We start from the raw sequence: 24,698 nt of genomic DNA, 5'->3' as shown, positions 1-24,698 counted from the left end.
TGATCAAGCGTCAAGCGAGTTTAGCAAAAGCCTTTTCTGCAGCATTGATAGTGGCATCTAACTCTGCCTGACCATGGGCAATGGAAATAAACCCGGCTTCGAAAGCAGAAGGCGCAAGGTAAACACCATTATCCAGCATGGCATGGAAAAATTTGGCGTAGCGATCAGCGTCGCAAGCCATGACTTTGGCAAAGCAGTCGACAGTTTCCTGCTCTGTGAAGAACAGCCCAAACATGCCACCCACCTGAGATGTGGTAAATGGAATGCCTGCTGCCTGTGCTTTTTCTTTCAGCCCTGCCAGCAGGATGGCGGCTTTTTCAGTCAGGGTTTCATGGAAGCCGTGGGTGGACAGGTTTTCAAGCGTGGCCAGGCCTGCAGCCATGGCCAGCGGATTACCGGAAAGCGTACCCGCCTGATAAACCGGACCCAGAGGCGCCAAGTGTTCCATGATCTCTTTACGGCCGCCAAACGCGCCAACGGGTAAACCACCACCGATGATTTTACCCAGAGTGGTCAAATCGGGTTTCACACCGTAGTACTCTTGAGCGCCACCTAATGCCACACGAAAGCCGGTCATCACTTCATCGAAAATCAGAACCGTTTCGTACTCATCGCAGATTTTTCTCAAGCCTTCCAGAAACCCTGGGGCTGGTGGGATGCAGTTCATGTTGCCAGCAACAGGCTCGATGATAATGCAGGCAATCTCGTCGCCCATCTGGCGGAACGTGTCTTCCACTTCAGAAAGGTCGTTATAAGACAGCGTAATGGTTTTTTCTGCCAGTACTGCGGGCACACCGGGTGAGTTAGGAACACCAAGAGTCAGTGCGCCAGAACCGGCTTTCACCAGCAGGGAGTCGGAGTGACCGTGATAACAGCCTTCAAACTTGACAATGCGATCCCGGCCAGTAAAGCCACGAGCCAGACGGATGGCACTCATGGTGGCTTCAGTACCCGAGTTGACCATACGCAGCAGCTCCATGGACGGCACCATGTCACGAACCATTTTGGCCAGCCGCGTTTCCAGCTCAGTGGGTGCGCCAAAGCTCAGCCCTGCCAACGCCTGATCACGGACGGCGGCAATCACATCAGGGTGGTTATGGCCAAGAATCATCGGGCCCCAGGAACCGATGTAGTCGATGTACTCTTTGCCATCCACATCGTGGAGATGAGCGCCCCGGGCTTTTTTAAAGAAGATGGGCTTGCCCCCAACACCTTTGAAGGCTCTTACCGGAGAGTTTACACCTCCGGGAATTACAGTCTGGGCGTCTGCAAACAGGTCTTCTGAGCGAGACATCTGGATCATCCTTTATTCTGTTAGTGGAATCGCTTAAGCAGGTTGTTTATTAAACAGTCTGATAAATTGCTCTGAACGTTCTCTGATGTTCTGGGCTGCAAACAGGTTATTGACCACGGCTACCATGTCTGTGCCAGCAGCAATAACTTGGGGGGCATTGTCAACAGTGATTCCACCAATGGCAACAACGGGAATATCAAACTGTGTTTTTGCTTCGGTAATGATGGAAAGCTCTGCACTTTTAGCATCAGGCTTGGTACGGGAAGGGAAGAATTTTCCGAAGGCAATATAGCTTGCGCCTTGTTCAGTAGCGATTCTGGCTTTATCCAGAGAGTTCTCGCAGCTGACACCTATGATGGCGTAGTCGCCCAGCTTTTCTCTGGCCAGAGCAATGCTTTCATCTTGTTGGCCAAGGTGAACGCCGTCTGCTTCAACGTCCAATGCCAGCTCAATATCATCATTAATGATCAGAAGGGCTTGATGCTGGTGGCAGAGCACTTTCAGGGCGCCAGCCTGACGAAGCCGCTTACCGGCATCCAGGCTTTTATCGCGGTACTGAAGTACCTTCATTCCGCCGGCTAAGGCCTGTTCCACCGTTTCGATCAGAATTCTGTCATCGGGCTGAAGCTGACTGTCGGTGACACCGTACAGGCCGTGAAATCTATGCATGGTCTATACCCAATCGCGAAATAACTGGCAGAATATACCAGCTTTCCCGGTGTCTTTTTAGCAAAAATCCGGCCTGCTTTGTATTTCGGCTTCGTTACCGGATGTTTCTTCCACGATTTCAGGCTCTCCCATTGAACAGAAAATGCCTGCTACCGTGTTACCCACTACATTCACCACGGTGCACCCTGCATCCATAATACGGTCTGTGGCGAGAATGATGGCCATGGCTTCCATAGGCAAACCCATGGTCTGCAGTAATACACCAGTAGACACAGCGGCACCGGCAGGAACACCGCCGGTAGCAATCGCCAGCAGCAGTATTGTGAAACCCATAGTGACCAGCTCAACGATTGTCAGATCTACATTCCAGGCATTGGCAACAAAAATAGCGGCCACACTCATGTAAATAGCAGAGCCAGACATATTGATGGTGGCGCCAAGAGGGACGGTGAAGCTGGCAATGGCTTCAGAGATTTTGAATTTGTTGGTCAGTGTCTGGTAGGTGATTGGGATTGAGGCATTAGAGCTGGCAGTGGAGACGGCAAACATGACCTGTTCTTTGGTATTCTGAATAAAGAATGTAGGCGATTTTTTCAGAACCAGACCAACCACTACTGGATAAATCACATACAACCAAAGACACATGACGGCAATGCCTGTTGCCACATAGGAAAGAACACTAAGAATACTGGCACCATTAAGAGTGGCTGCTAGTTTTGCAGTGAGGAAGAATACACCTATCGGAGCAAGGCTCATGACCATGCCAATCAGCTTCATCATGACGCTGTTAGCCAGTGAAAATGCATTGCTGACGCTGTGTGTCTCGTGATTCTCCAGCTTTTTGATAGCAATACCAGTCATGATGGCGATGAAGAGAATCTGGAGAATATTACCTTCAACCACCGCCTGAAACGGGTTTACAGGTACAATGTTGATGATCATATTTAATATTGAAGGTAGCTCGGCGTCGCTTGTTTGTGCGGCGTTTGCAATATAACCGAGATTGGCGCTGGAGCCTGGGGCAATGATCAAGGCAATAACAATAGTTGAAATAATCGCCAGTATGGTATTGGTGATATAAATACCAAAGGTCTTGGCACCGAGCTTCCCGACCTGAGCGATGTCATTCAAACTGCAGACGGCATGAACAATGGAAATAAAGATCAAAGGCACAACCAGCATTTTGATCATGGCCACGAACATACTTCCGACCGCATGAAACAGGCCGTGGACTAAATAAGTTTGTGCTACCCCTTCTGGAGAGGTAAACAGCTGTATGAAACAGCCTGACAGAACTCCCAGTGTCAGAGCTATTACTATCTGCGGGGCTAGATTCTTCTGATGCATACGCTCTCCAAAGTCAGTTAAAACCGATTCGCATATCCTGTTCCCTTACTCCTTAGAAACATTTTTCAGAAACAAGTTCCAAGCAATTATTAATAATTGGTGTAATTTTATGGTAAGGCACTATTTTAGATGGGATTTTCTGGTATATTTGTTCGATTTCGGAAATCACTTATATGGAAGAAACGATAAGATATTGAGCTGGTGGTGGGGAAGACAGCGATTTGGCGAGACCGGACCTTTGGTTATTTTTCCTATGTTGCCCATCAATACAAGAAATGTTGATTAAGCTTCTGGTTTGTCGCAAAACCACATACATCTATTTCTTTGAATATTTGATGATATGCATTCCCACGCGAAGCATGGGAACGAGGTTTCTGGAGTTTTGCGACACCCTCGAAGCATGGGAACGAGATGTTTGGGGTTTTGCGATAATCTCGGAAGAAGTTAGGAGTTAATCTGTTGTCGATTCAAGCTTAAAATATAGCCAGCGAAGCGGCAATGGTGAGCATAGTAAGCCCAACAAAAACTTCCAATATCTTCCATGCAATTGGTTTCTTGAATAAAGGAGACAGTAATCGTGCGCCATACCCAAGACTGAAGAAAAAGCAGAATGAAGCGGTCATAGCACCCAGACCAAATTGAAGCTGTTCACCTTCGAATTGGGTTGAGATAGAACCCAGCAATACGACAGTATCCAAGTAAACATGTGGGTTTAGCCAAGTGAATGCCAAGCAAGCGGCAGCTGTCTTCCATACAGATCCTGCAGAGACGGTGCTGTCTTCTAAAGAATGGGATTTGGTAAAAGCAGAGTGAAAACTAAGCAAACCATAAAACAGCAGAAAAGCAGCACCACCGTATCGAGCGAAGGTTTCGATTTGTGGGAATTCCTGCACAACTGCGCCAAAGCCAGCAACGCCCAATGCAATTAATAATGCGTCAGAAGTCGCACACAGCAGGCAGATTAACAATACATAGTGTTTTTTTATCCCCTGCTTTATAACGAAAGCATTTTGAGATCCGATCGCAAGAATAAGGGAAAGGCCTAGAGAGAAACCGGATAAATAAGCCGACACAGTACAACCTGATTATTTTGTTTTTAGGCTCTTCAGAGATATCTGTGGGTCATCTTATCAGACGACACTCCATCGCGTAACGGGATATCTCTATACCGCTAAGGGTATTGGTTTCTATCTCTCTAACCGTAAAACCGAATTTCTCAAATAGAGGCTTTGAGAGCTCTGAGGCTGCAGTGGTGAGAAGCGTTTTTCCTGTATCTTTCAATTGATTCATCAAATGCTCTAGTAACATGGATGCAATACCTTTCCTGCCGTACTCAGGGTGAACAAACAGTGAAGAAATTCGGCCATTCTCTTCATTAGCGCCTTCAAATCCAGCAAAGCCAAAAGGAATTCCAGCATTTTCCACAACAAAAATTGAGGATTTTGCGAGCCAGTCATTAAAATCAGATTGAGTGGAAAAGCTGCCAGACCAGGCTTGAAGTTGATCGTTCCGGTAATAAGGTTTGCCCAATGTTTGGATGGCGCTTTGATAGATCCACCAAAGTTGTTCGGTGTCTTCTGGGCGCGAAGGGCGAATAAAGTACGGCATGTTGTTAACCCGTTATATTTTTAAAATACCCTACTATTTACCTGTCTATAGGTACAGAGTTGGTATCACTCTCTGCTGATAGGGAATAACCACGGGGCTATCCCAGCATAAACTGACCGTTATCGAATGTTGTTGGCATTCTGGTATGAGAAACCCTCTGCCAGATTCTGGCAGAGGTGATTGTTCTAATGGCTATCTTTTACCGAGAGTACGATTTTACCGGTGTGCTTTTTCTCAAGAAACAGTGTTTGAGCAGTATCAATTTCTTTTAAAGGGAATGAATGCGCGACCAGCGGTTTGATATTGCCGGCTTCGATATGGTGTACAAGATTGGCAAAAACCTCTGGCGCCAGTTGTGTGCAACCGAAAAAGCTCAAATCCTTCAGGTACAGTGTGCGGATATCCAGTTGCACCATTGGGCCACCAATAGCGCCCGCCACCGCATATCGGCCGCCGGGTTTCATGACTTCCAGCAGATCTCCCCAGTGTTCCCCGGCAACCAGATCAATAACGACATCAACGCTGTCTTTGCCCAAGGCTTCAATCATGTTTTCTGAACGGGAAACCGTTTGGTCTGCTCCCAGCTTCATCAGCTCTTCTGATTTTGCCGGGCTGGTCACTGCGATCACTTTTGCCCCTCTGGCTTTCGCCAGCTGAATGGCAGCGGAGCCCACACCGCCAGAAGCACCGGTTATCAGAACCGTGTCGCTGGACTTAACATTCGGTTTGGTGAGCAGGTTTTCTGCTGTGGAGTATGAACAGGGAAAAGAAGCCAGTTGAATATCAGACAGTGGTGAGTTAATTGAATAGGTATGATTTGATGGCGCAACGGTGTAGTCGGCAAAACCGCCATCACACTCTGAGCCTATGTACCAAAAATGATCCAGAGCCTTGCCTTCTTTTTCGCGAAAGCACGGTTCCACAAGTACTCGCTCGCCGATGCGGCTTTCATCAACGCCTTCTCCGACAGCAACAATAACGCCACAGATATCCGCACCTTGAATACGCGGGAATTTGAGTGCGTTTCCAGACCAGCCGGCATCTTCACTGCTGCCATCGGACTTTGAATACCAGCCGATTCGAGTATTGATATCGGTGTTGTTCACACCCGCGGCATGAACACGAATCAGCACTTCATGGTGACCGGGTGTTGGTACAGGAATATTGTCGTTGAATGCTTGGCTCTCAAACCCGCCATGACCATTGAGCAGAATGCCAGACATTTTTTTGGGGATCTTATACATCTTAATCTAACTTCCCATGGATTATTCTGAAAACGATAGTAATCTCAAAGGTTTATAAAAACACCAGTTTTAGATGGCTGTTAGCGTGTCAGGATGCTTTTGCAGTAGACGTTATTTCTTTTCTTTGTCTTTAAGTACCCAACCATATGAAACCATATTTTCTGGCTTAGTGGGCAGCCACTCTCGGCAACTTGCTCCTGCGTTGCTCTATCTCCTGCATCCATGCAGTCGTACGGCGTTACATCTGCGATTACATAGCTATGGCTATGCTCACTCCGATGTGCCTTGCATAGTAACTAACCACTAAGCCAGAAATATTCGATTTCATATGATCGGGTACTTAATGGTCCGTTCGAAATAAATTACAGCTCCTGTGTTTTTCAAGTGTTAATAAGACGTATTTGATTGAAATCCCTTGCCTTGAATTGCTGTTGTTCTATAAATTGAACAGAGTGGTGTTTATTCGATCCTATAGAGACTCTATGATCTAACTAATAAGAATTTGCGGTTATTCAAATGAATAAACGACAGCAGGTTATCGCTATACCTCATTTTGGTGGTGCTCAGTCGTAGGTCGGTAACCCAGAGGGTTGCCGACAATCAGCACCTAGAAGCCTGCGAGATGTCGGCAATTCTTACAGAATTACTGACCTACGGGGTTCGTGACACCTTCTTAAGAGGCAGTAGCCCAATAAATGAAGGCTTAGACTGCCTTTTTGAGCCTTCACTCTAACCATGAAAATAAGAAGAAAGGAGAATCCGGATATGGCTAAAAAAATAACATTTGCCTCTGTTCAGTTGTCCATCAGCTGGGATCTCGAAGACAACATAAGAAAAGCGTCCAGTGCTGTTGCAGAAGCTGCGGCTCAGGGTGCTAATGTCGTTTTGCTTCAGGAGCTGTTTGCCACACCTTATTTCTGTAAAGAACAGGTCGCTTCGTACTTTGAACTGGCTGAAGAAAAAGTCAGTAGTCGTTTGATCAGCACCATGAGTGAGTTGGCAAAAAAACACAATGTGGTGCTGCCAGTCAGCTATTTTGAAAAAGCGGGTAACTGTTTTTTTAACTCGCTGGTCATGATCGATGCAGATGGCACGGTTCTGGATAATTATCGTAAATCCCATATTCCCGATGGCCCGGGTTACAGCGAGAAATTCTACTTCAGCCCCGGTGATACAGGTTTTAAAGTCTGGAACACACAGTTTGGTCGCTTTGGTGCAGGTATTTGCTGGGATCAATGGTTTCCCGAATTAGCGCGAAGCTTGGCACTGGCTGGTGCTGAAGCCATTTTTTATCCAACCGCTATTGGCTCTGAACCACAGGAACCAAGTCTGGATTCGCAAGGTCACTGGCAACGAACCATGCAGGGACACTCTGCCGCCAACCTAGTGCCAGTCATCGCCGCTAATCGCACCGGTATCGAAGTAGACGACGGTATAGAAACGACATTCTACGGTTCTTCATTTATCACTGATCACACGGGGCAGAAAATCGCTGAAGCTGGCCGGAACGAAGAAACAATCATCTATGCAGAGATTGATCTGGAGGCAACGGCTAAAGCACGACATAGCTGGGGGCTGTTCCGTGATCGCAGGCCAGATCTATACAGTCGTCTTCATTCTCTGACAGGCCAGTAAACCAGTAGGATTGCAGGGATGAAATGTATCGGTATTCCTAAACAGGATGGTTTTTTCTGGCCAGCAGAGTTCCAGCCTCAGCAACATGTCTGGTTGGCCTGGCCCGAAAGAGCCGACAACTGGCGGCTCGGCGCAAAACCAGCACAACAGGCCTTTCGGGATGTGATTGAGGTGATTGCTCAATCGGTCAATGTGTCGGTAGCTGTTAATGCAGGGCAATACGAATACGCCCGTTATGTGTTACCGGACCATGTTCGTGTGGTTGAGCTGAGTACTAATGATGCCTGGATGAGAGATTTTGGCCCGACGGTTTTGATCAATGATCAGCAGGAAGCCCGGGCCATCAGCTGGCAATTCAATGCCTGGGGTGGATTGACCAATGGCTTGTATTTTCCTTGGGACAAGGACGATCAGGTAGCGGAAAAAATCAGTGGCTTGATGGGTATTGATCACTATGAAGCACCTTTTGTTATGGAAGGTGGCGCAATTCATACGGATGGCGAAGGGACCTTGTATACAACGGAAGAGTGTCTTCTAAATGTTGGCCGTAATCCAAGTTTGACCAAAGCACAGATTGAATCGCGTTTGTCAGACTATCTTAATATCAGCAAAGTCATCTGGATTCCTCAGGGGCTCTATAACGATGAAACGAACGGTCATGTGGATAACCTGATGCATGTGATTGCTCCGGCTGAGGTGGTGCTCAGCTGGTGTGATGATCCAGAAGACCCGCAATATGACATCTCACGAGCTGCGCTTGATGTGCTGAACAGTACAGAAGATGCCAAAGGCCGTGGTATCAAAGTACACAAGTTACCAGTGCCTGGTCCTTTGTTTCTGACTGAGGAAGAAGCTTCAAGTATCGAACCCTCCAAAGGTATGAAGCGTGAAGCTGGTGAACGACTGTCGGCGTCTTACAGTAACTTCCTGATGATTAACAAAACCGTGGTTATGCCTCTGCTAGATGAAACAACCGATCAGCGTGCGATGGATGTGCTGAAGAATGCGCTACCGGATTATCAGGTTATCGGTGTTCCGGGCCGTGAAATTCTGTTGGGCGGCGGGAATATTCACTGCATTACCCAGCAAATCCCCGCTTTGTTATGACGACTTAACGTAAAGGTTTTTAGTATGAAAGAGATCAAAAATACCGCCTTGCTGGCATTTATATGTGAGCCCTCTGAAACCACTCTGGCGGTCACTAACCCTGCCAGTGGCGAGTTGTTGTGTCATATTCCAACGCAAACAGAAGAAGAAATTAATACCATTATTGAACGCTCTGCTCTGGCTCAGAAGGAATGGAAAAATACCACGGCGAAACATCGTTCAACCATTCTTAATAATTGGTATCAGCTGTTGATGGAGAACCAGGACGATCTTGGTCGTATTATGACTCTGGAGCAGGGCAAACCATTGGTAGAAGCCAAAGGTGAAGTTGCCTACGGTGCTTCCTTTGTTGAGTGGTTTGCAGAAGAAGGTAAGCGAATTTACGGCGATACAATTCCTGCGCACACCGGTGACCGCAGATTGATGACCATCAAGCAACCTGTGGGCGTCGCATCAGCCATTACGCCCTGGAATTTTCCTATTGCCATGATTACCCGCAAAGCCGCGCCTGCGCTGGCAGCAGGTTGCAGTTTTATCGGTAAACCTGCAAATCAGACGCCTTTATCTGCTTATGCTGTGGTCGAGCTTGCTTATCAGGCGGGCATTCCCAAGGATCTTCTCCGGTTGGTTGTGAATCATTCCTCAAGGCTGGTGGGAGAAATCTTCTGTAACAGTACAACTATTAGAAAAATGTCGTTTACGGGGTCAACGGCTGTTGGCAGCCAGCTGATCGCCCAATGCGCTAAAACCGTAAAGCGTGTCTCTATGGAATTGGGCGGAAACGCGCCGTTTGTGGTGTTTGATGATGCGGATATTGATGCTGCTGTGGCCGGTGCCATTGCCTCCAAATTTCGCAATGCCGGGCAGACTTGTGTCTGTGCGAATCGGCTTTATGTGCACGATGACGTTTATGATCAGTTTATGGGGCAATTTATTGAAGCGGTCAGTCAGCTGAAAATAGGTAATGGCTTGGATGAAGGTGTAAATATCGGCCCAGTCATTGATCAGAATGCCAAAGAAGGCATTAATAAGCTGATTGCAAAAGCGGTAGAGCAGGGCGCGACGTTAGCTTATGGTGGCTCACCCCGGGAGGGCTTGTTTGTTGAACCAACGGTTTTGACTGATGTTGAGCAAAGCATGGACATTGTTCAGGAAGAGATTTTTGGGCCAGTGGCTCCGGTGATTCGTTTCAGAACCGATGAAGAATTGATTCAAAAAGCAAACGACACCGTTTATGGATTGGCAGCTTATTTCTACAGTCGTGATATTGGTCGTATTGTTAAAGTGTCTGAAGCGTTGGAATACGGCATGGTGGGGATTAACGAAGGGATTATCTCCACAGAAGTGGCGCCTTTTGGTGGTGTCAAACAATCCGGCTTTGGTCGTGAAGGTGGTAAAGAGGGGATTGAAGAGTATCTGGATACCAAATATTTATGTTATGGCGGAGTTTAATCAAGGAGGCTAAAACCTCTTTATCTCCGGCAAGCGAAGGTTAAGAGGTTTTCAGTTAAACAAAAAATCTAAATGGCTTCCAGCGCCTCAGATAACTTATTCACGGGTATTAAGGTCAAACCCGGAATCGGCTTGCGAGGTTTATTGGCCGCCGGCACAATTGCACGACTGAAACCGTGTTTCACCGCCTCAATAATTCGTTCCTGCCCATTGGCGACTGGGCGAATTTCGCCGGCCAGACCGACTTCGCCAAAAGCAATTAAATCTTGTGGTAAAGGCGAATCACGCAAGCTGGAAACGACGGCTAATAAACTGGCAAGGTCGGCACTGGTCTCGGAGATTTTTACACCGCCCACAACGTTAAGAAAAACATCCTGATCACTGGTGAAAATTCCACCATGTCGAGTAAGAATCGCCAGCAGCATGGCAAGGCGATTTTGTTCTACGCCGACGGTGACACGACGAGGGTTGCCTAATTGTGAATCCACCACTAATGCCTGAATTTCAACCAGCAGTGGTCGTGTACCTTCCCAAAGAACCGAGATAATACTGCCCGAGGTTGGCTCCTGAGTGCGGGAAAGGAAGATCGCTGATGGATTTTTCACTTCCTTCAAACCCGTTTCCGTCATGGCAAAAATACCTAACTCATTTACCTGACCAAAACGGTTTTTCGTGGCGCGCATCATACGAAATCGGGAATCATCAGTGTTCCCCAGCATAATCTGGGTATCAATGATGTGAGAAAGGGTCATAGGGCCAGCGAGAGAATTATCTTTAGTAACATGACCAACAATCAGCAAAACACAGCCAGTCTGTTTGGCATAACGGGTCAGAAAAGCGGCGGACTCTTTTACCTGCGCCACCCCACCGGGAGCAGAGTCGACGCCATTCATATACATAACCTGAATGGAGTCGATCACGATAATGCCCGGTTTTTCCTGCTCTGCCACGGCGACAATATTTTCTGCAGATACTTCCGCTAACATTTTCAGTCGGTCTGTTGGCAAACCAAGGCGTTGAGCACGGGAAGCAATTTGTTGAAGGGATTCTTCACCAGACACATAAAGCGCATTCATGGATTGGGCGACATGGCAAAGCACCTGTAAAAGGATGGTACTTTTTCCCGCGCCCGGATGACCACCAATCAACACGGCGCTGCCTTTAACAAAACCACCACCGAGCACCCGATCAAACTCCACCATGCCACTGGAAAAACGGGGTGCTTCTTCAACGTCTACTTCATTCAGGGTTTTCAGGCTGGAAAGGGAGCCCGCAAAACCGGCCTTGTTGCTGGCGGCAATAGAGGGAGAAGACGCTGGGCCAAGATTGATTTCTTTATAGGTGTTCCAGGCTTTGCAATCGGCACATTGCCCCTGCCATTTACTGGCTTCACTGCCGCACTCGGTACAAACGTATGCTTTTCGGGATTTTGCTTTGGCCATAGATGGTCAGACTGGTAATTAAAAAGTCAGTCTAACTGGACTGTATTGTTTGTGACAAATTAAGGGCAATAAAAAACCGCTGTCAGCTAAAGCCGATGGCGGTTTTTTATCAAGCACTATAAAACGACTTACTTATAAACAGGCAGTCGACCACAGATTTCCAGCACTTTCGCTTTCACCTCTGCTTCTACCTTTGGATCGCCGGAACCGTCACCCATGCCATCCAGAACGTCGCAGATCCAGCCAGCCAGAGCGGCAGAGTCCTGCTCATTGAAACCACGGCGGGTAATGGCTGGAGAGCCAATACGCAGACCACTGGTGACAAATGGTGAACGTGGATCGTTTGGTACAGAGTTTTTGTTCACGGTGATGTTGGCACGGCCGAGAGCAGCTTCGGCATCTTTACCGGAATACTCTTTGCCGATCAGGTCCATCAGGAACAGGTGATCGTCCGTTCCGCCGGAAACAATCTTGATACCGCGATCCATCATGACTTTGGTCATGGCGCGTGCGTTTTCAACCACCTGAGCCTGATAGGTTTTGAACTCATCGGCCATGGCTTCTTTAAAGCACACCGCTTTAGCCGCAATCACGTGGCAAAGTGGGCCGCCCTGAGATTCCGGGAACACAGCGAAGTTCAGCTTCTTGTTAATCTCTTCGTTGTCGTTGGCGAGAATCAAACCACCACGAGGACCACCCAACGTTTTATGAGTGGTGGTGGTGACAACGTCGGCAATACCCACTGGCGAAGGATAAACCCCAGCAGCAACCAAACCGGCAATGTGTGCCATATCAACCAGCAGGTAAGCACCTACTTTGTCGGCGATATCGCGGAAGCGCTGCCAGTCAACCACACGTGAATACGCAGAGAAACCGCCAATAATCATCTTTGGCTTGTACTCAAGGGCCATGCGCTCGATTTCTTCGTAATCAAGCTCACCGGTGTCCGGAGTGATTCCGTACTGAACCGCATTATAAATACGGCCGGAGAAACTAACGCCAGCGCCGTGGGTCAGGTGACCACCGTGCGCCAGGCTCATGCCCAGAATGGTATCGCCCGGCTTGATCAGCGCCATAAAGACTGCGGCATTGGCCTGAGAGCCAGAGTGCGGCTGAACGTTGGCAAACTTGGCACCGAACAGTGCTTTGGCACGGTCGATGGCCAGTTGCTCGGTCACATCCACATGCTCGCAGCCACCGTAGTAGCGCTTGCCGGGGTAACCTTCGGCGTATTTGTTAGTGAGTGCAGAACCCTGGGCTTCCATAACCCGTGGGCTTGCGTAGTTTTCGGAGGCGATCAGCTCAATGTGTTCTTCTTGGCGCAGGGTTTCTGCATCAATGGCTGCTTTAAGCTCCGGGTCGAACTCAGCGATGGTCATGTCCTTCGTGAACATTGATTACCTCTGACGGTGGTTGCTTGTTATTAAAAGCCAGTATCTGGTGGTGAAGCGCAATTCTAATACAGCTGAGAGCAAATCGGCAGTGAAAATGCTTCATCTGTATTGTGAGTCAGGCTAAACCGCCACACTGGCGGGAAAAGACTTCTCTGACAGGTACTTTATCTGCTTATAGCGGTGAATGTTAATGGGATCGTCCCGGATGGAACTATTACTTCTGTTGTTAGTCCTAATATGACTTGATTGTGAACCTGCAGCCGGACTGGATATGGCTCTTTGAATAAGCCGTTGCTATGATCAGGGCGATCCAGTATCTTTCCGCGGTTTACCCTTAATACCTTATAGAGACCCAGAGCCATGGCACAGTACGTCTATACCATGAATCGGGTGAGCAAGATCGTTCCCCCGAAACGTCAGATTCTAAAAGACATCTCCCTCTCCTTTTTCCCGGGCGCCAAGATTGGTGTTCTGGGTCTTAATGGTGCGGGTAAATCCACCCTGTTGCGTATCATGGCAGGTGTTGATCAGGAGTTTGATGGCGAAGCCCGCCCTCAGCCCAACCTGAACGTGGGTTACCTGCCCCAGGAACCGGCGCTTGATCCAGAGAAAACTGTTCGTGAAGTGGTGGAAGAAGCCCTTGGCGAAGTGAAAGCTGCTCAACAACGGTTGGATGAAGTCTATGCCGCTTATGCTGATCCAGATGCGGATTTTGATGCATTGGCTACGGAGCAGGCACGGTTAGAAAACATTATTCAGGCTGCCGATGCGCACAACCTTGAGCGTAAGTTGGAAGTCGCTGCCGATGCGTTGCGTCTGCCAGATTGGGACGCCACAATTTCCAACCTGTCCGGTGGTGAGCGTCGCCGTGTAGCGCTTTGCCGTTTGTTGCTCTCCAGCCCTGAAATGCTGTTGCTGGACGAACCCACCAACCACTTGGATGCTGAATCCGTTGCCTGGCTGGAACGCTTCCTCGTTGAATATCCTGGCACCGTAGTGGCCATTACCCACGACCGTTACTTCCTCGATAACGCTGCCGGCTGGATTCTGGAACTGGACCGTGGTGAAGGCATTCCTTATCAGGGTAATTACAGCTCCTGGCTGGAACAGAAAGAAGAACGTCTTCAGAGAGAACAGAAGCAACAAGACGCTCGTCGTAAAGCCATGGAGCACGAGCTGGAGTGGGCGCGTTCCAATGCCAAAGGTCGTCAGTCCAAATCCAAGGCTCGTCTGGCTCGCTTTGAAGAGATGCAGTCTCAGGAGTTCCAGACCCGTAACGAAACCAACGAAATCTACATCCCACCTGGCCCACGTTTAGGTGACAAGGTTATCGAAGTGAATAACCTGTCTAAAGGGTTTGGTGATCGTCTGTTGATTGATGACCTGAGCTTCAGTGTGCCAAAAGGCGCCATTGTCGGCATTATCGGTGGTAACGGTGCGGGTAAATCCACGCTGTTCAAAATGATCACCGGTCAGGAACAGCCAGACTCCGGAACCGTTGAGTTAGGTGACACAGTTAAGATTTCCAACGTACAACAGTTGCGTGATGAATTGGACGACAAGAAAACCGTTTGGGAAGCTATCTCTGATGGTCAGGATATGTTGAAGATCAACAACTACGAAGTCCCTTCCCGTGCTTATATTGGCCGCTTTAACTTTAAAGGCGGTGATCAGCAGAAACGTGTTGGTGAACTGTCGGGTGGTGAGCGTGGTCGTTTACAACTGGCAGCGACATTAAAAGACGGCGGTAATGTACTTCTGTTGGACGAACCTTCCAACGATCTGGACGTAGAAACACTGCGTGCTCTGGAGGAAGCCATGCTTGCATTCCCGGGCTGTGCCATGGTGATCTCTCACGATCGCTGGTTCCTGGATCGTGTGGCAACACACATTCTGGCTTACGAAGGTGATTCCAAAGTGACTTTCTTTGAAGGTAACTACACCGAGTATGAAGCGGACCGTGTTGCTCGTCTGGGTGAAGATGCGGCGGGCCCTCATCGTATCAAGTACAAGCGCATTGATGCTTAATCCCTGATAAATAACGGATGGTGTTTTTAATGCTCTTACCATCCGTTTTTTTATTCGCAAGTCGCAATATCATCAGGGAAAAAATAGTTTGTACCTGAAGGCTCTTTAAGAGATCGCAGGTACATTAGATTCGCAAGAGCTTCTATTCTTGTCGGACGTAGCATACGAAACAGTGAAAATGGAATTTTGCCCAGTAGCTCTAGAATAGGAAAGCTGATGGATTCCATTAAGCGAAATTCATCCCGTTTACCGTGAAGCAATGAGGGATGATAAATACAAAGTGAATTAAGGTTGAGCGTTTTGAGGCTATCCTCAACGTCCCCTTTCACCTTCATATAGAATGCCATGGATTTCTTGTTAGCGCCCTGTGCGCTAATTAAGTGAAAGGCGATGTTGCCATGTTTAACCGCCCAGCGTCCCAAAGCCAGAACGTAATCGTGATCCACTTTTACGAATGCGCTTTTTGAACCCGCCTTTTTGATGGTGGTACCGATGCAACAGAAAACAGTATCAACTTCAGTACCTGCTTCCATCGTCTCTAGCTGATCAAAGTCCATAACTATTTCGTTGACTTGTGGGTGGTTGTGCCATGGCGTTGGTCGATAATGTACGACGATGACATTATTAAACTTATCACTGTTCAGTAAAAGACTCATCAATGCTTGGCCGGTGGCTCCGGTGGCTCCAATAACCATGGCTGTTTTAGAGGCTGTTGTTGTTTTCATGGGATCTGCGGCAACAAAATTGATGTTAAATACCAGTCGAAATAGCGGTGTAAATCAAGTAAAACGTTCAGCATAACGACAATATTATGCGGAAATTGCTATATGGCACGAATTACAGACACATTGGCCGCTATTGACCAGTTGCATCACCAAGACCCAAAAAAGGTGGATGGCGCTGCCGCTGAATTGATCTATGCGCAGCAGATGACACAATGGCTGCAGAAGTTGGTGCCGGACGCATCAGAGGAATTACAAATAGCGGTGCGCAGTCAGCATTTATGTCGTTGGGATATTCCTCGTTCGGATTATCCGCTGGGCAGAACAGGCTATCTGCAATGGCGCACGGAGCTGGGAAAATACCATGCACAAAAAGCCCTCGAGGTTATGGCAGCACAAGGGTATTCAGAAGACAGTTGTAAAGCAGCATCGACGATTATTCGCAAGCAGGGCATTAAACGAAACCCGGAAGTTCAGGCTCTGGAAGACTGCGCCTGCCTGGTATTTTTGACTCAGGATTTTTCCAGCTTTGCTGCAAAGCATGATAAGGAAAAGATTATTGCCATTGTCCAGAAGACGTGGAAAAAAATGTCAGAAGCCGCACAGGCAATGGCATTGGAACTGCCTTTTAGTGAGCATGAGTTGAGCCTGCTGCAGGAAGCTCTTTCAGCGGAGTAAAAAACAGTAAAGGTCTCTTTTATTGGTATAGGCGACGATTGCAGGCAGTGACTCTCGCCTTTACATCGACATTTTTCCTGTGAATAATGGCGAGCTGAAAAGGATATAAGTCATTTGCCGAGTTTAGAGGGAGATAAACGCGTTAAGTAGTTGTGCAAATGAAATCGAATATTTCTGGCTGAGTGGATAGTTGCTATGCAAGGCGTAGCGTAGGGAGCATAGCCGTAGCTATGTGACCGAAGCTGCAACGCTGCAGAGTGACTGTCTACTTAGTCAGACAATATGATCTCATTTGGTCAACTACTTAAGGTAATGTGTTGATGACACAATTTGCTGCGGTGGTGTAGTCACCAGAAATAGATAACTAGGGTTCCGGTCATATTGGCGTCAGGTCCGAGAGTTATCGACCTGGCTGTCTGGCGAGGTTACACGGAGGGATAAAAGCCCGGGAGATTGACTGCGTGTGCAAACTCCATCCCGTAGCGTGCAACCTGACTGGCTATAAATATGAATAATAAGCTGTACAAACCCTTTCTGTTTCTTCTGATCCTGTTTGGATTTTCCTTTCGGGCGTTTGCTGCCTTCGAGCCTTTGAGTGAGGTCATTACAACGCCGGTTGGCCCGGTGAAAGAGTCCAGCACCATTAAGCTGCCCATGATTACCTGGGGCGGTGATACCGCTACGATCTTCACCAATGGTTTGAGCACCAGAACTCAAAAGGGCAGTCTTTTTGATCAGGCGGGGTTGGATGTCAATCTGGTTCGTCAGGATGATTTTAAACAACAGTTACGAGAATATCTTTCCGGTGAAACGCCTTTCCTCCGTTGCACCGTTGGCATGTGTAATCAGGCTATTGAGTTATTGTCGAAAGATGAGCGTACGAAACCTGTCGTTATTTATCAGATGACCTGGTCAAAAGGCGGCGACGGTCTTGTTGCAAAAAAGGGTATTGGTCATACCAAATACCTTCGCGGGAAAACCATTTCACTTCAGGCCTATGGCCCTCATGTGGATTTTCTCACTACCATGCTGCAGGATCAGAAAATCGGCGTGGATGAAGTGACTCTCGATTGGCAGCCAGATCTCACCTTAAGTGATAATGCGCCGGCCGCCTCATTTCTCAACACCGATGTGGATGCGGCCTTTATGGTACTTCCGGATGCGCTGGTGTTAACGTCGAATCGCAGCATTGGCTCTGGCAGTGATGGTTCGGTGGAAGGGGCTCGATTGATTACCTCAACCATGTTCTTCAAACGCATTATTGCTGATGTTTATGTGGTGAGAAGTGATTATTTTGACAGTAACCGCGGGCAGGTTAAAAAGTTAGTCGCTGCATTAATGGAAGGCCAACGCCAGATGCTAGCCGTTATGGATCAGTTGAACACCAAGCAACGGGTGCAGCTGTTGACCAAAGCAGCTGAATATTTGCTGGATGATAAAACTGCGCTGGGACCTATGGAGGAACTGATTCTGGATGCTGAGTTCGTCGATCTAGCTGCTAACCGCCAGTTCTTGCAGAGTGAGGATTACCAGCACAATCTGCCCAACCTGACAGCCCGTATTCAGAGTGCGTATCAGGATTTAGGGTTGATTGGTGGCAACTATCCCATGCAGTCTGCCCAGTGGAGCTACGATGAGATGGCGCTGGCTCAGTAAATAATTTGGTTAGTGCTATAAGCCGTCCAGATTTAAGGGTTCGGCTGTTCCCAGCCAGAAAGCATTATCGGTATGATCCAAATAATCATCGCCGGTAAGTGTGTGAAGCAGAATAGTCAGCCCATTTCTGTTCTCAATCAGCCAGGGAAGCATATCGCCCATGAGTGAGTTTTTAAAAGCCAGTTGGCAGCTTCCTCTTGGGTGCGGCCCTACCGGTTGTAAGTGCATTATTCCTACCCGAAGCGGAAACTTTTCTCCCGCTGCTTTACACAGTGTTTCTGCTTTTTCAGCCTCCTTAACATCGAAGTAGATGTGAGCATGATAACCGTGAATTGCAGGCATGGGCTGTTCCTTTCAGATTTGGTGTGCTTTCTAGTTGTTGGACTTATTGTTGCGGATATTGTTCCATTTTGGTTCGGGCGTCCATAATACCAATGGCGTTTTTAAATTGTGGAGTGAGCAAGTTATTTTGGCCGACTGGGCAATACCCACAGGGCATAAAGGCGAAGAGACGAGTCATAGCAGTAGCTATGGCGAGGAACTTCAACGCAGATCCAGTCGACCAAAATGGCTGTGCAGCCCGTAATTTAAAAACAGAATTGGTATAAGTCATGGTCGGACTAAAAAAGTCAGCAGTAGAGTTATTTCCTGAGATCCTTTGTGACTTTGTTCCCTGATGGCAGCGCTTTACGTACAATACCTGCCGGGACAGATGGGCCAACACTGATGGGGAGTGCGCTGTGATCAGCAGGCTGAGCCAGAAAACAACTAATAATCACTACCGTCTCTTTGCCGAAGCGCTTGATTCTTCAGGCTTTTCTGGTGATATCGAGCTGGGCTATGCCGAGCGGATGGTGCTGGCAACGGATAACTCCATTTATCAGGTGCTGCCAGAAGGTGTGTTGTATCCCCGCAGTACCGAAGATATCAGCAAAATTCTCACCCTCGCCCATCGTACTGACTTTCAACAGGTGGTTGTTTCTCCCCGTGGTGGCGGTACCGGCACCAATGGTCAGTCACTGACGTCCGGTTTTATGGTGGACACCAGTCGTTACATGAACCGGGTGCTGGAAATTAATGTGGAAGAGCGTTGGGCACGGGTTGAATCCGGCGCGGTGAAAGATTACCTGAACGAGCTGGCGGCAAAGGAAGGTTTGTTCTTTGCGCCGGAACTCTCCACCAGTAACCGGGCGACCGTCGGCGGTATGGTAAACACCGATGCCAGTGGTCAGGGTTCGGTGGTTTATGGCAAAACACGACACCATGTTCTCGAATTAACGTCTGTTCTGGCGGATGGCACGGTCTGGAATTCTGCGCCAGTGAACGACGATGTGTTGAATGAGCTTTGCCAACGTGACGATCGAATCGGTGAGGTTTACAGAACGCTAAAAAACACCCATGAACAACATAAAGAGCGGGTGTCTGAAGTCTTTCCCCATTTGAACCGGAATCTCACCGGCTACGATCTTGCCAATATCCGCAACAAAGATAACCAGCTGGATATGAATGCCATTCTCTGTGGCTCTGAAGGCACGCTGGCCATAGTCAGTGAAGTGAAAGTGAATCTGTTGCCTATTCCCAAACAATCAGCGTTGGTTCTGGTTTTCTATAAAAGCTTTCAGGATTCGCTGCGGGATGCTCAGTCATTAATGGCGGCTGAGCCGGGTTCCATAGAAACCATTGATTCGCGGGTTCTGGGTTTGGCTCGCGCCGACAGCGTTTGGGAAAGCGTGAAAGATTTCTTTCCACAGCAAAGTGACGAGATCGACGGTATCAATTTTGTTGAATTTACCGGCGATAGCGAAGCTGAAGTGCAGCAGGGCATTGATCGTCTGAATGCCGAGTTGGCAAAGCCTGTCGAGGCGGGTCGTGTTGGCAGCCAGGTGGTGATGGGCACTGGCAATGTTAAAAAAATCTGGAATATGCGCAAGCAAGCGGTTGGCTTGCTGGGCAATATGGAAGGCGACGCCCGGCCAATACCTTTTGTAGAAGACGTTGCTGTTCCGCCGGAAAACCTTGCAGACTTTATTCTCGCTTTTAGAGCGCTGTTAGATGAACACAATCTCACCTATGGCATGTTCGGCCATGTGGATGCCGGTGTGCTTCATGTTCGCCCAGCCATTGATATGAAAGATCCGGATCAGGAGAAACTGGTTCGTTTAATCAGCGATGATGTCGCGGCTCTGGCGAAAAGCCATGGTGGTGTGTTGTGGGGCGAACATGGCAAAGGGGTTCGTTCGGAGTATGCGCCGGCGTTTTTTGCGGATCTTTATCCCGTGTTGCAAGACATTAAAGGCGTCTTTGATCCGCATAACCAGTTGAATCCCGGGAAGATTGCAACGCCAGCCACATTGCCTGAACCCGTTGAATTACTGAAAATTGATGAAGTGCCTACCCGTGGCCAGCAGGATCGGGAGATTGGCAGAAATGCCTTTGAAGCCTTTACCAGCGGCCTTTATTGCAACGGCAACGGTGCTTGTTTTAACTACAGCCCAAACAGTGCCATGTGCCCGACCTGGAAGGCGACCTTGGATCGAACTCAATCGCCTAAAGGGCGTTCGGGTTTGGTGCGGGAATGGTTGAGGCTTCAAACGGCCGCAGGCGCTGATATTTCTGCTGAAAGCCAAAACATTCGTCATGGCGGCGCGTTATACAACAGTGGTCAGAAACTCATCAATCTGGTGAATAAATGGCGCGGCGAAGACGACTTCAGTCACGATGTTTATGGCGCACTGGATAACTGCATGAGTTGTAAATCCTGTGCCGGGCAATGCCCCATTCAGGTGAATGTACCGGATCTTCGTTCCCGTTATTTTGAGCTTTATCATGGGCGTTACCCAAGGCCGTTGAAGCATCACGTTGCTGGTTTATTGGAACCCATGCTGCCGATACTGGCCAAAATGAAACCGGCTTATAACCTGATCATGGGTTGGTCGCTCACTAATGCCGTCGCGTCGAAAACTGTGGGTTTGCAGGAGATTCCAGCCATTACCAGCACATCGCCGGAGCGTGATATGTGTCGTGCCGGTGCGTCCATTGCCAGCCGCTCATTGTTGGATGCCATACCTGCTGGTGAACGGGACAAAACCGTGGTGATTATTCAGGATGCCTTTACCAGCTTTTTTGATACGCCACTGTTAACGGATCTTGTGGAGCTGCTGATTCGGCTTGGCTATCGTCCATTGGTTGCCCCCTACAAGCCCAATGGCAAGGTGTTACACGTCTATGGTTTTCTTGGTCGTTTCGAAAAGGTGGCCAAAACCAATGGCGAGGAGTTAAAGGCTCTGGCAGACAGTGGCATCAGCTTGATGGGGATTGATGCCGCCGTGACTCTAACGTATCGAGATGAATACAAAGAAGTGATGGGTGAAGCGGCACCTGACGTGTTGTTGATGCCGGAGTGGTTTGCCAGTCAATCGGAGCCGTTGCGCAAGCTGAATCTGAACCTTGCCACTGACGATGATTCGGGCTTTACCTTGCTGGGGCATTGCACCGAAATCAGTAATGTTCCCGCTGCTCCGGCGCAATGGCAGCAGTTGTTCACGGATCTGGGTATGAAACTGACATACAAGCCAACCGGCTGTTGCGGCATGGCGGGTATTTATGGGCATGAAAGCCGTAATCAGGAAGTGTCCCGTAAGTTGTACGATTTAAGCTGGAAAGCGGTGGTGCAAAACCCTGAAAATCAGGGAAAGGTTGTGGCAACCGGCTATTCCTGCCGGAGTCAGGTGAAGCGCTATGGTGATGGTAAAATTCTGCATCCTGTGCAAGTGATTCTTCAGGCTTTGAGATAGTGCTGTCAGGATAGGAGCTGGTTACTTGAAATACGTTGTGTATTTAGAGGGCCAGTTCTTAATCCATGGTTCATCAGGCAGCGTCAAACGACTGAGTCTTTCTTTTACAGATAGCGTTAGTAAGCTGACGTGAAGATGGTCTATTCTTTTGCTTTTATCACGATCAAGCTTCTTGATATCTTGTAGAATGCTTTTCCATTGTTGCCTTTCCACTGGTTTTTTAAGGTAGCTCTTAATAATACTTGCATTTACCTGCAGATCTTTCAGGTCAGCTCTTAATGCTTGAGCTCGCCCGATAATGCGCTTAATCTCTTCATGGTTTGCATTTTCTATTTCCAAAACCCAATCTTGTCGTGCATTGAAAGCTTCTTTTATGGCAGCTTCATTTCTGTTGACGAAAGCGCTGGTCTGAGATGTACCCTCTAAGCTGGCTTTGATATATGGCGTCGACAGATAAGCGGCAAGATCATGTAACCGGAAATGAGAGACAACAGCTTCTTTTAGCGGTTGCAGAAGGTGGATATGACTTTCATTGAAGTTGAAGTTAGAGCAGGTGTAGTAACGCTTTACCATGAGCGATAACTCATCGTAAACATAGGGTTCTCGGCCTGATTTTTTGATTTTGGAGGACAGCTCATTCAATGTGTTGTTGAGCAGCTCTTTGAATTTGGCGTTATCAGCGATTTCAGAAAATTGTTTGAAACTGTTTTTAGACGCTTTTATTAAGCTATTTAATTCATCTCGCAATTGATTGGATGAACTCTGAGCATGATTAAAATAAGTAACCACTTCCTTAGCAGTAGAGATGACTGATTTCATATAGTTCTCTCTTGCCATAGCTATGTCGGGGTTAAACTCTGCAAGGTCAGGTAGGTCTGCCTTATCCAGAGGGGCGAAGATGGCGTAAATGGATTTCCGGTGGTTCTGGATGTCATTCTTCGTTTCAGCTTCCTTTGGAGATCCTTCTTCGAATAAGTTATCAGGTTTATTTTCCAGTTTGGTTATGGTTTTCAGGAGTGAGTTATATAAAACGAGCTCACCTCCTGCGGACGTGGACTCCTCTTGCCACCACTCAACAAGCTGAGAAGTGCTCATTGTTTCATGGGCAAAATCGTAAAGAATTTTAATCGCTTCAGAATCACTCTCGCTCGCAAAAGGAATACTGGCGCGATCAATCAATGGAGTCTCGGTGGGCTTAGCCTTCCCGGGGCCTTCTGGCTGTTTTTGAAAACTCGAGAATGGTATTTTGGAAACAAGCCATCGTGAAAACTTCTGCAGTGGAGAATGTTGATTGACACTGGTGGCTCCAACTGACTCTACAGGTTTGTTTGCTGAAGATTGAATTTGCCGGTTTCCTGGCTGAATTGGCATTAGTCACATCCTTGTGTCGAAGATTCCAAATAGCTATATCGCTGATTTCACTGCATCCTTAATCCTTTATGGATGATAGCTCAGCGATATAAATCACGAGCCTTTGGTGCAACCTCATAGGCCTCGGTGGCTTCACTTAGAAACTCACCAGCAATAATGGACAGACTACTATAAAAACCACTCTCATCGGCATTAGCCAATAGTTCCAGATAACGGCTCGCCCAGGGAATCAGGTGATCCGATAGCAATACTTCAACGGCCTCATCATTTTCCGCTTCCATAAAGTACGCCATAGCCAGAATCATCAGGCCAAACTGGTCTTCCGGTTCATTCAGCTTGGTATCCAGCTCCACTTTATGGGTGGTCAGGAACTGCCTGTAAGCCAGCGTGGTTTCACCCAGCAGTAGATTTTCCTTATCCAGATAAATAGATCCCCAAGGCGGCGCAGCCATTGGCCCCTGGCCTTCAAAAAGGATGGAAAAAGGCATTGATAGTTCTTCAGGGCTGTATCCGCAGAGGTGGTCTGTGGCTTCCAGAATAATGGCAGGGGTAGACCAATCCAGCAGCTCTGGCAGTTGATCCAGCTGTTCCATCGAGGCGCTGGCTTCTTCAGATGTCGGTGAATAATAGAAAAGGGTGCCCAAAATACGGGGGAGTAGTGCGATAGCGGACAAGTTTGTACTTCCTGATATATGGAGTTGCTACACAATATAGCCATCACCCAGACTATTGAGTATATGGACTGTACCCATTGGATTTCAAGTTGCTACTAGGCGACAAGAGAGCGAAGCCCCGTGAGCCTACAATTAGTAGGTGATCGGGGTGAGCGAACGCAGGCAACAACGTAGCAACTTGAAAGGCGATGGGTATAATACCGTATTAGCCTAAAGTCTAAGATGCTCCGATCAGACCTTTTGTTATTGTACGTAAGGCGTACAGCCTTAAGTTGGCTTCCATTAATAACAATAATAATGTCAGGAGCACCTCCTATGTCCGATAACAAAAGGGCAGCTGCCGCCTACTGGCGGGAGAACATACGAATACTGTTGTCTCTACTGGTCATCTGGTTTGCTGTCTCCTTCGGAGCCAGCATCTTGTTTGTGGATTATCTGGATCAGTTTACCTTCTTTGGATTCCCTCTTGGTTTCTGGTTTGCCCAGCAGGGTTCCATCTACACCTTCCTTGCTCTGATTTTCGTGTATATCGGAATGATGAATAAGCTGGATCGTAAATATAACGTCCAGGAGGAAGAGTAAT

Annotated in this window: 20 protein-coding genes and 1 riboswitch; of the genes, 8 read left to right on the top strand and 12 right to left on the bottom strand. The window is 48.0% G+C overall.

Features of this window, described 5'->3' with window-relative positions:
• Positions 1-10 precede the first annotated feature (10 nt).
• From hemL to Q1B11_RS04530, 6 genes are all read right to left on the bottom strand, one after another.
• The gene (hemL, locus tag Q1B11_RS04555; protein WP_299728292.1) at positions 11-1,294 is read right to left on the bottom strand and encodes a glutamate-1-semialdehyde 2,1-aminomutase; all 1,284 of its coding nucleotides are present in this window, start codon (positions 1,292-1,294) and stop codon (positions 11-13) included.
• 33 nt (positions 1,295-1,327) lie between these two features.
• Positions 1,328-1,963, bottom strand: coding sequence for a thiamine phosphate synthase (gene thiE, locus Q1B11_RS04550; RefSeq protein WP_067519428.1), 636 nt, complete (start codon positions 1,961-1,963; stop codon positions 1,328-1,330).
• 57 nt (positions 1,964-2,020) lie between these two features.
• Positions 2,021-3,310: a dicarboxylate/amino acid:cation symporter gene (locus Q1B11_RS04545; RefSeq protein WP_299728286.1), complete on the bottom strand. Its 1,290-nt coding sequence runs from the start codon at positions 3,308-3,310 to the stop codon at positions 2,021-2,023.
• A gap of 473 nt (positions 3,311-3,783) precedes the next feature.
• A complete protein-coding gene (locus tag Q1B11_RS04540; RefSeq protein ID WP_299728283.1) occupies positions 3,784-4,383 on the bottom strand; it encodes a LysE/ArgO family amino acid transporter in 600 nt (199 codons plus the stop codon).
• Between the two features lie 49 nt (positions 4,384-4,432).
• The gene (locus tag Q1B11_RS04535) at positions 4,433-4,918 is read right to left on the bottom strand and encodes a GNAT family N-acetyltransferase (protein WP_299728280.1); all 486 of its coding nucleotides are present in this window, start codon (positions 4,916-4,918) and stop codon (positions 4,433-4,435) included.
• Between the two features lie 185 nt (positions 4,919-5,103).
• Complete coding sequence (locus tag Q1B11_RS04530) at positions 5,104-6,162, bottom strand: alcohol dehydrogenase family protein (protein ID WP_299728277.1); 1,059 nt, start codon at positions 6,160-6,162, stop codon at positions 5,104-5,106.
• Between the two features lie 765 nt (positions 6,163-6,927).
• Between Q1B11_RS04530 and aguB the strand changes: the two genes are divergently transcribed.
• The 3 genes from aguB to Q1B11_RS04515 are packed head-to-tail and all read left to right on the top strand — an operon-like array spanning position 6,928 to position 10,356.
• Positions 6,928-7,797 carry an N-carbamoylputrescine amidase gene (aguB, locus tag Q1B11_RS04525; protein ID WP_299728274.1) on the top strand — a complete coding sequence of 290 codons (870 nt, stop codon included), beginning with the start codon at positions 6,928-6,930 and terminating at the stop codon, positions 7,795-7,797.
• A gap of 18 nt (positions 7,798-7,815) precedes the next feature.
• Entirely contained in the window at positions 7,816-8,904 is a 1,089-nt protein-coding gene (gene aguA, locus Q1B11_RS04520) for an agmatine deiminase (RefSeq protein WP_299728271.1), read from the top strand.
• Positions 8,905-8,928: 24 nt separating this feature from the next.
• Positions 8,929-10,356 carry an NAD-dependent succinate-semialdehyde dehydrogenase gene (locus Q1B11_RS04515; protein WP_299728268.1) on the top strand — a complete coding sequence of 476 codons (1,428 nt, stop codon included), beginning with the start codon at positions 8,929-8,931 and terminating at the stop codon, positions 10,354-10,356.
• A gap of 68 nt (positions 10,357-10,424) precedes the next feature.
• On the opposite strand, the gene radA is transcribed toward Q1B11_RS04515, so the two are convergent.
• Together radA and glyA are read right to left on the bottom strand one after the other, a co-directional pair.
• Positions 10,425-11,798: a DNA repair protein RadA gene (gene radA / locus Q1B11_RS04510; RefSeq protein WP_299728265.1), complete on the bottom strand. Its 1,374-nt coding sequence runs from the start codon at positions 11,796-11,798 to the stop codon at positions 10,425-10,427.
• Between the two features lie 128 nt (positions 11,799-11,926).
• On the bottom strand, positions 11,927-13,192 hold the full coding sequence (glyA, locus tag Q1B11_RS04505; protein WP_299728262.1) for a serine hydroxymethyltransferase: 1,266 nt from the start codon (positions 13,190-13,192) through the stop codon (positions 11,927-11,929).
• 360 nt (positions 13,193-13,552) lie between these two features.
• Between glyA and ettA the strand changes: the two genes are divergently transcribed.
• The gene (gene ettA, locus Q1B11_RS04500; RefSeq protein ID WP_299728259.1) at positions 13,553-15,220 is read left to right on the top strand and encodes an energy-dependent translational throttle protein EttA; all 1,668 of its coding nucleotides are present in this window, start codon (positions 13,553-13,555) and stop codon (positions 15,218-15,220) included.
• A gap of 50 nt (positions 15,221-15,270) precedes the next feature.
• Here the strand turns inward: ettA and Q1B11_RS04495 are convergent, their stop codons facing one another.
• Positions 15,271-15,945, bottom strand: coding sequence for a hypothetical protein (locus tag Q1B11_RS04495; RefSeq protein WP_299728256.1), 675 nt, complete (start codon positions 15,943-15,945; stop codon positions 15,271-15,273).
• Positions 15,946-16,047: 102 nt separating this feature from the next.
• Between Q1B11_RS04495 and Q1B11_RS04490 the strand changes: the two genes are divergently transcribed.
• Both Q1B11_RS04490 and Q1B11_RS04485 read left to right on the top strand, forming a co-directional pair.
• Positions 16,048-16,620 carry a DUF4202 domain-containing protein gene (locus tag Q1B11_RS04490; RefSeq protein WP_299728252.1) on the top strand — a complete coding sequence of 191 codons (573 nt, stop codon included), beginning with the start codon at positions 16,048-16,050 and terminating at the stop codon, positions 16,618-16,620.
• 353 nt (positions 16,621-16,973) lie between these two features.
• Positions 16,974-17,074: riboswitch (guanidine-I (ykkC/yxkD leader) on the top strand.
• 53 nt (positions 17,075-17,127) lie between these two features.
• Positions 17,128-18,276, top strand: a complete 1,149-nt coding sequence (locus Q1B11_RS04485) for an ABC transporter substrate-binding protein (protein ID WP_299728249.1) — start codon at positions 17,128-17,130, stop codon at positions 18,274-18,276.
• 15 nt (positions 18,277-18,291) lie between these two features.
• On the opposite strand, the gene Q1B11_RS04480 is transcribed toward Q1B11_RS04485, so the two are convergent.
• Complete coding sequence (locus tag Q1B11_RS04480) at positions 18,292-18,618, bottom strand: DOPA 4,5-dioxygenase family protein (protein ID WP_299728246.1); 327 nt, start codon at positions 18,616-18,618, stop codon at positions 18,292-18,294.
• Between the two features lie 398 nt (positions 18,619-19,016).
• On the opposite strand from Q1B11_RS04480, the gene Q1B11_RS04475 reads away from it, so the two are divergent.
• On the top strand, positions 19,017-22,070 hold the full coding sequence (locus Q1B11_RS04475) for an FAD-binding and (Fe-S)-binding domain-containing protein (protein ID WP_299728243.1): 3,054 nt from the start codon (positions 19,017-19,019) through the stop codon (positions 22,068-22,070).
• Positions 22,071-22,091: 21 nt separating this feature from the next.
• Here the strand turns inward: Q1B11_RS04475 and Q1B11_RS04470 are convergent, their stop codons facing one another.
• Both Q1B11_RS04470 and Q1B11_RS04465 read right to left on the bottom strand, forming a co-directional pair.
• Positions 22,092-23,249 (bottom strand): hypothetical protein, encoded by a 1,158-nt coding sequence (locus tag Q1B11_RS04470; RefSeq protein ID WP_299728240.1) that lies wholly within the window; start codon positions 23,247-23,249, stop codon positions 22,092-22,094.
• Between the two features lie 272 nt (positions 23,250-23,521).
• A complete protein-coding gene (locus Q1B11_RS04465) occupies positions 23,522-24,115 on the bottom strand; it encodes a molecular chaperone TorD family protein (RefSeq protein WP_299728237.1) in 594 nt (197 codons plus the stop codon).
• A 315-nt stretch (positions 24,116-24,430) separates the two neighbouring features.
• On the opposite strand from Q1B11_RS04465, the gene Q1B11_RS04460 reads away from it, so the two are divergent.
• Positions 24,431-24,697 carry a DUF4212 domain-containing protein gene (locus tag Q1B11_RS04460; RefSeq protein WP_299728233.1) on the top strand — a complete coding sequence of 89 codons (267 nt, stop codon included), beginning with the start codon at positions 24,431-24,433 and terminating at the stop codon, positions 24,695-24,697.
• The last annotated feature ends 1 nt before the right edge of the window (position 24,698 follow it).

Source organism: uncultured Endozoicomonas sp. (assembly GCF_947495845.1).
Lineage (GTDB): Bacteria > Pseudomonadota > Gammaproteobacteria > Pseudomonadales > Endozoicomonadaceae > Endozoicomonas.
This window is presented reverse-complemented; position numbering and strand designations above follow the sequence as displayed.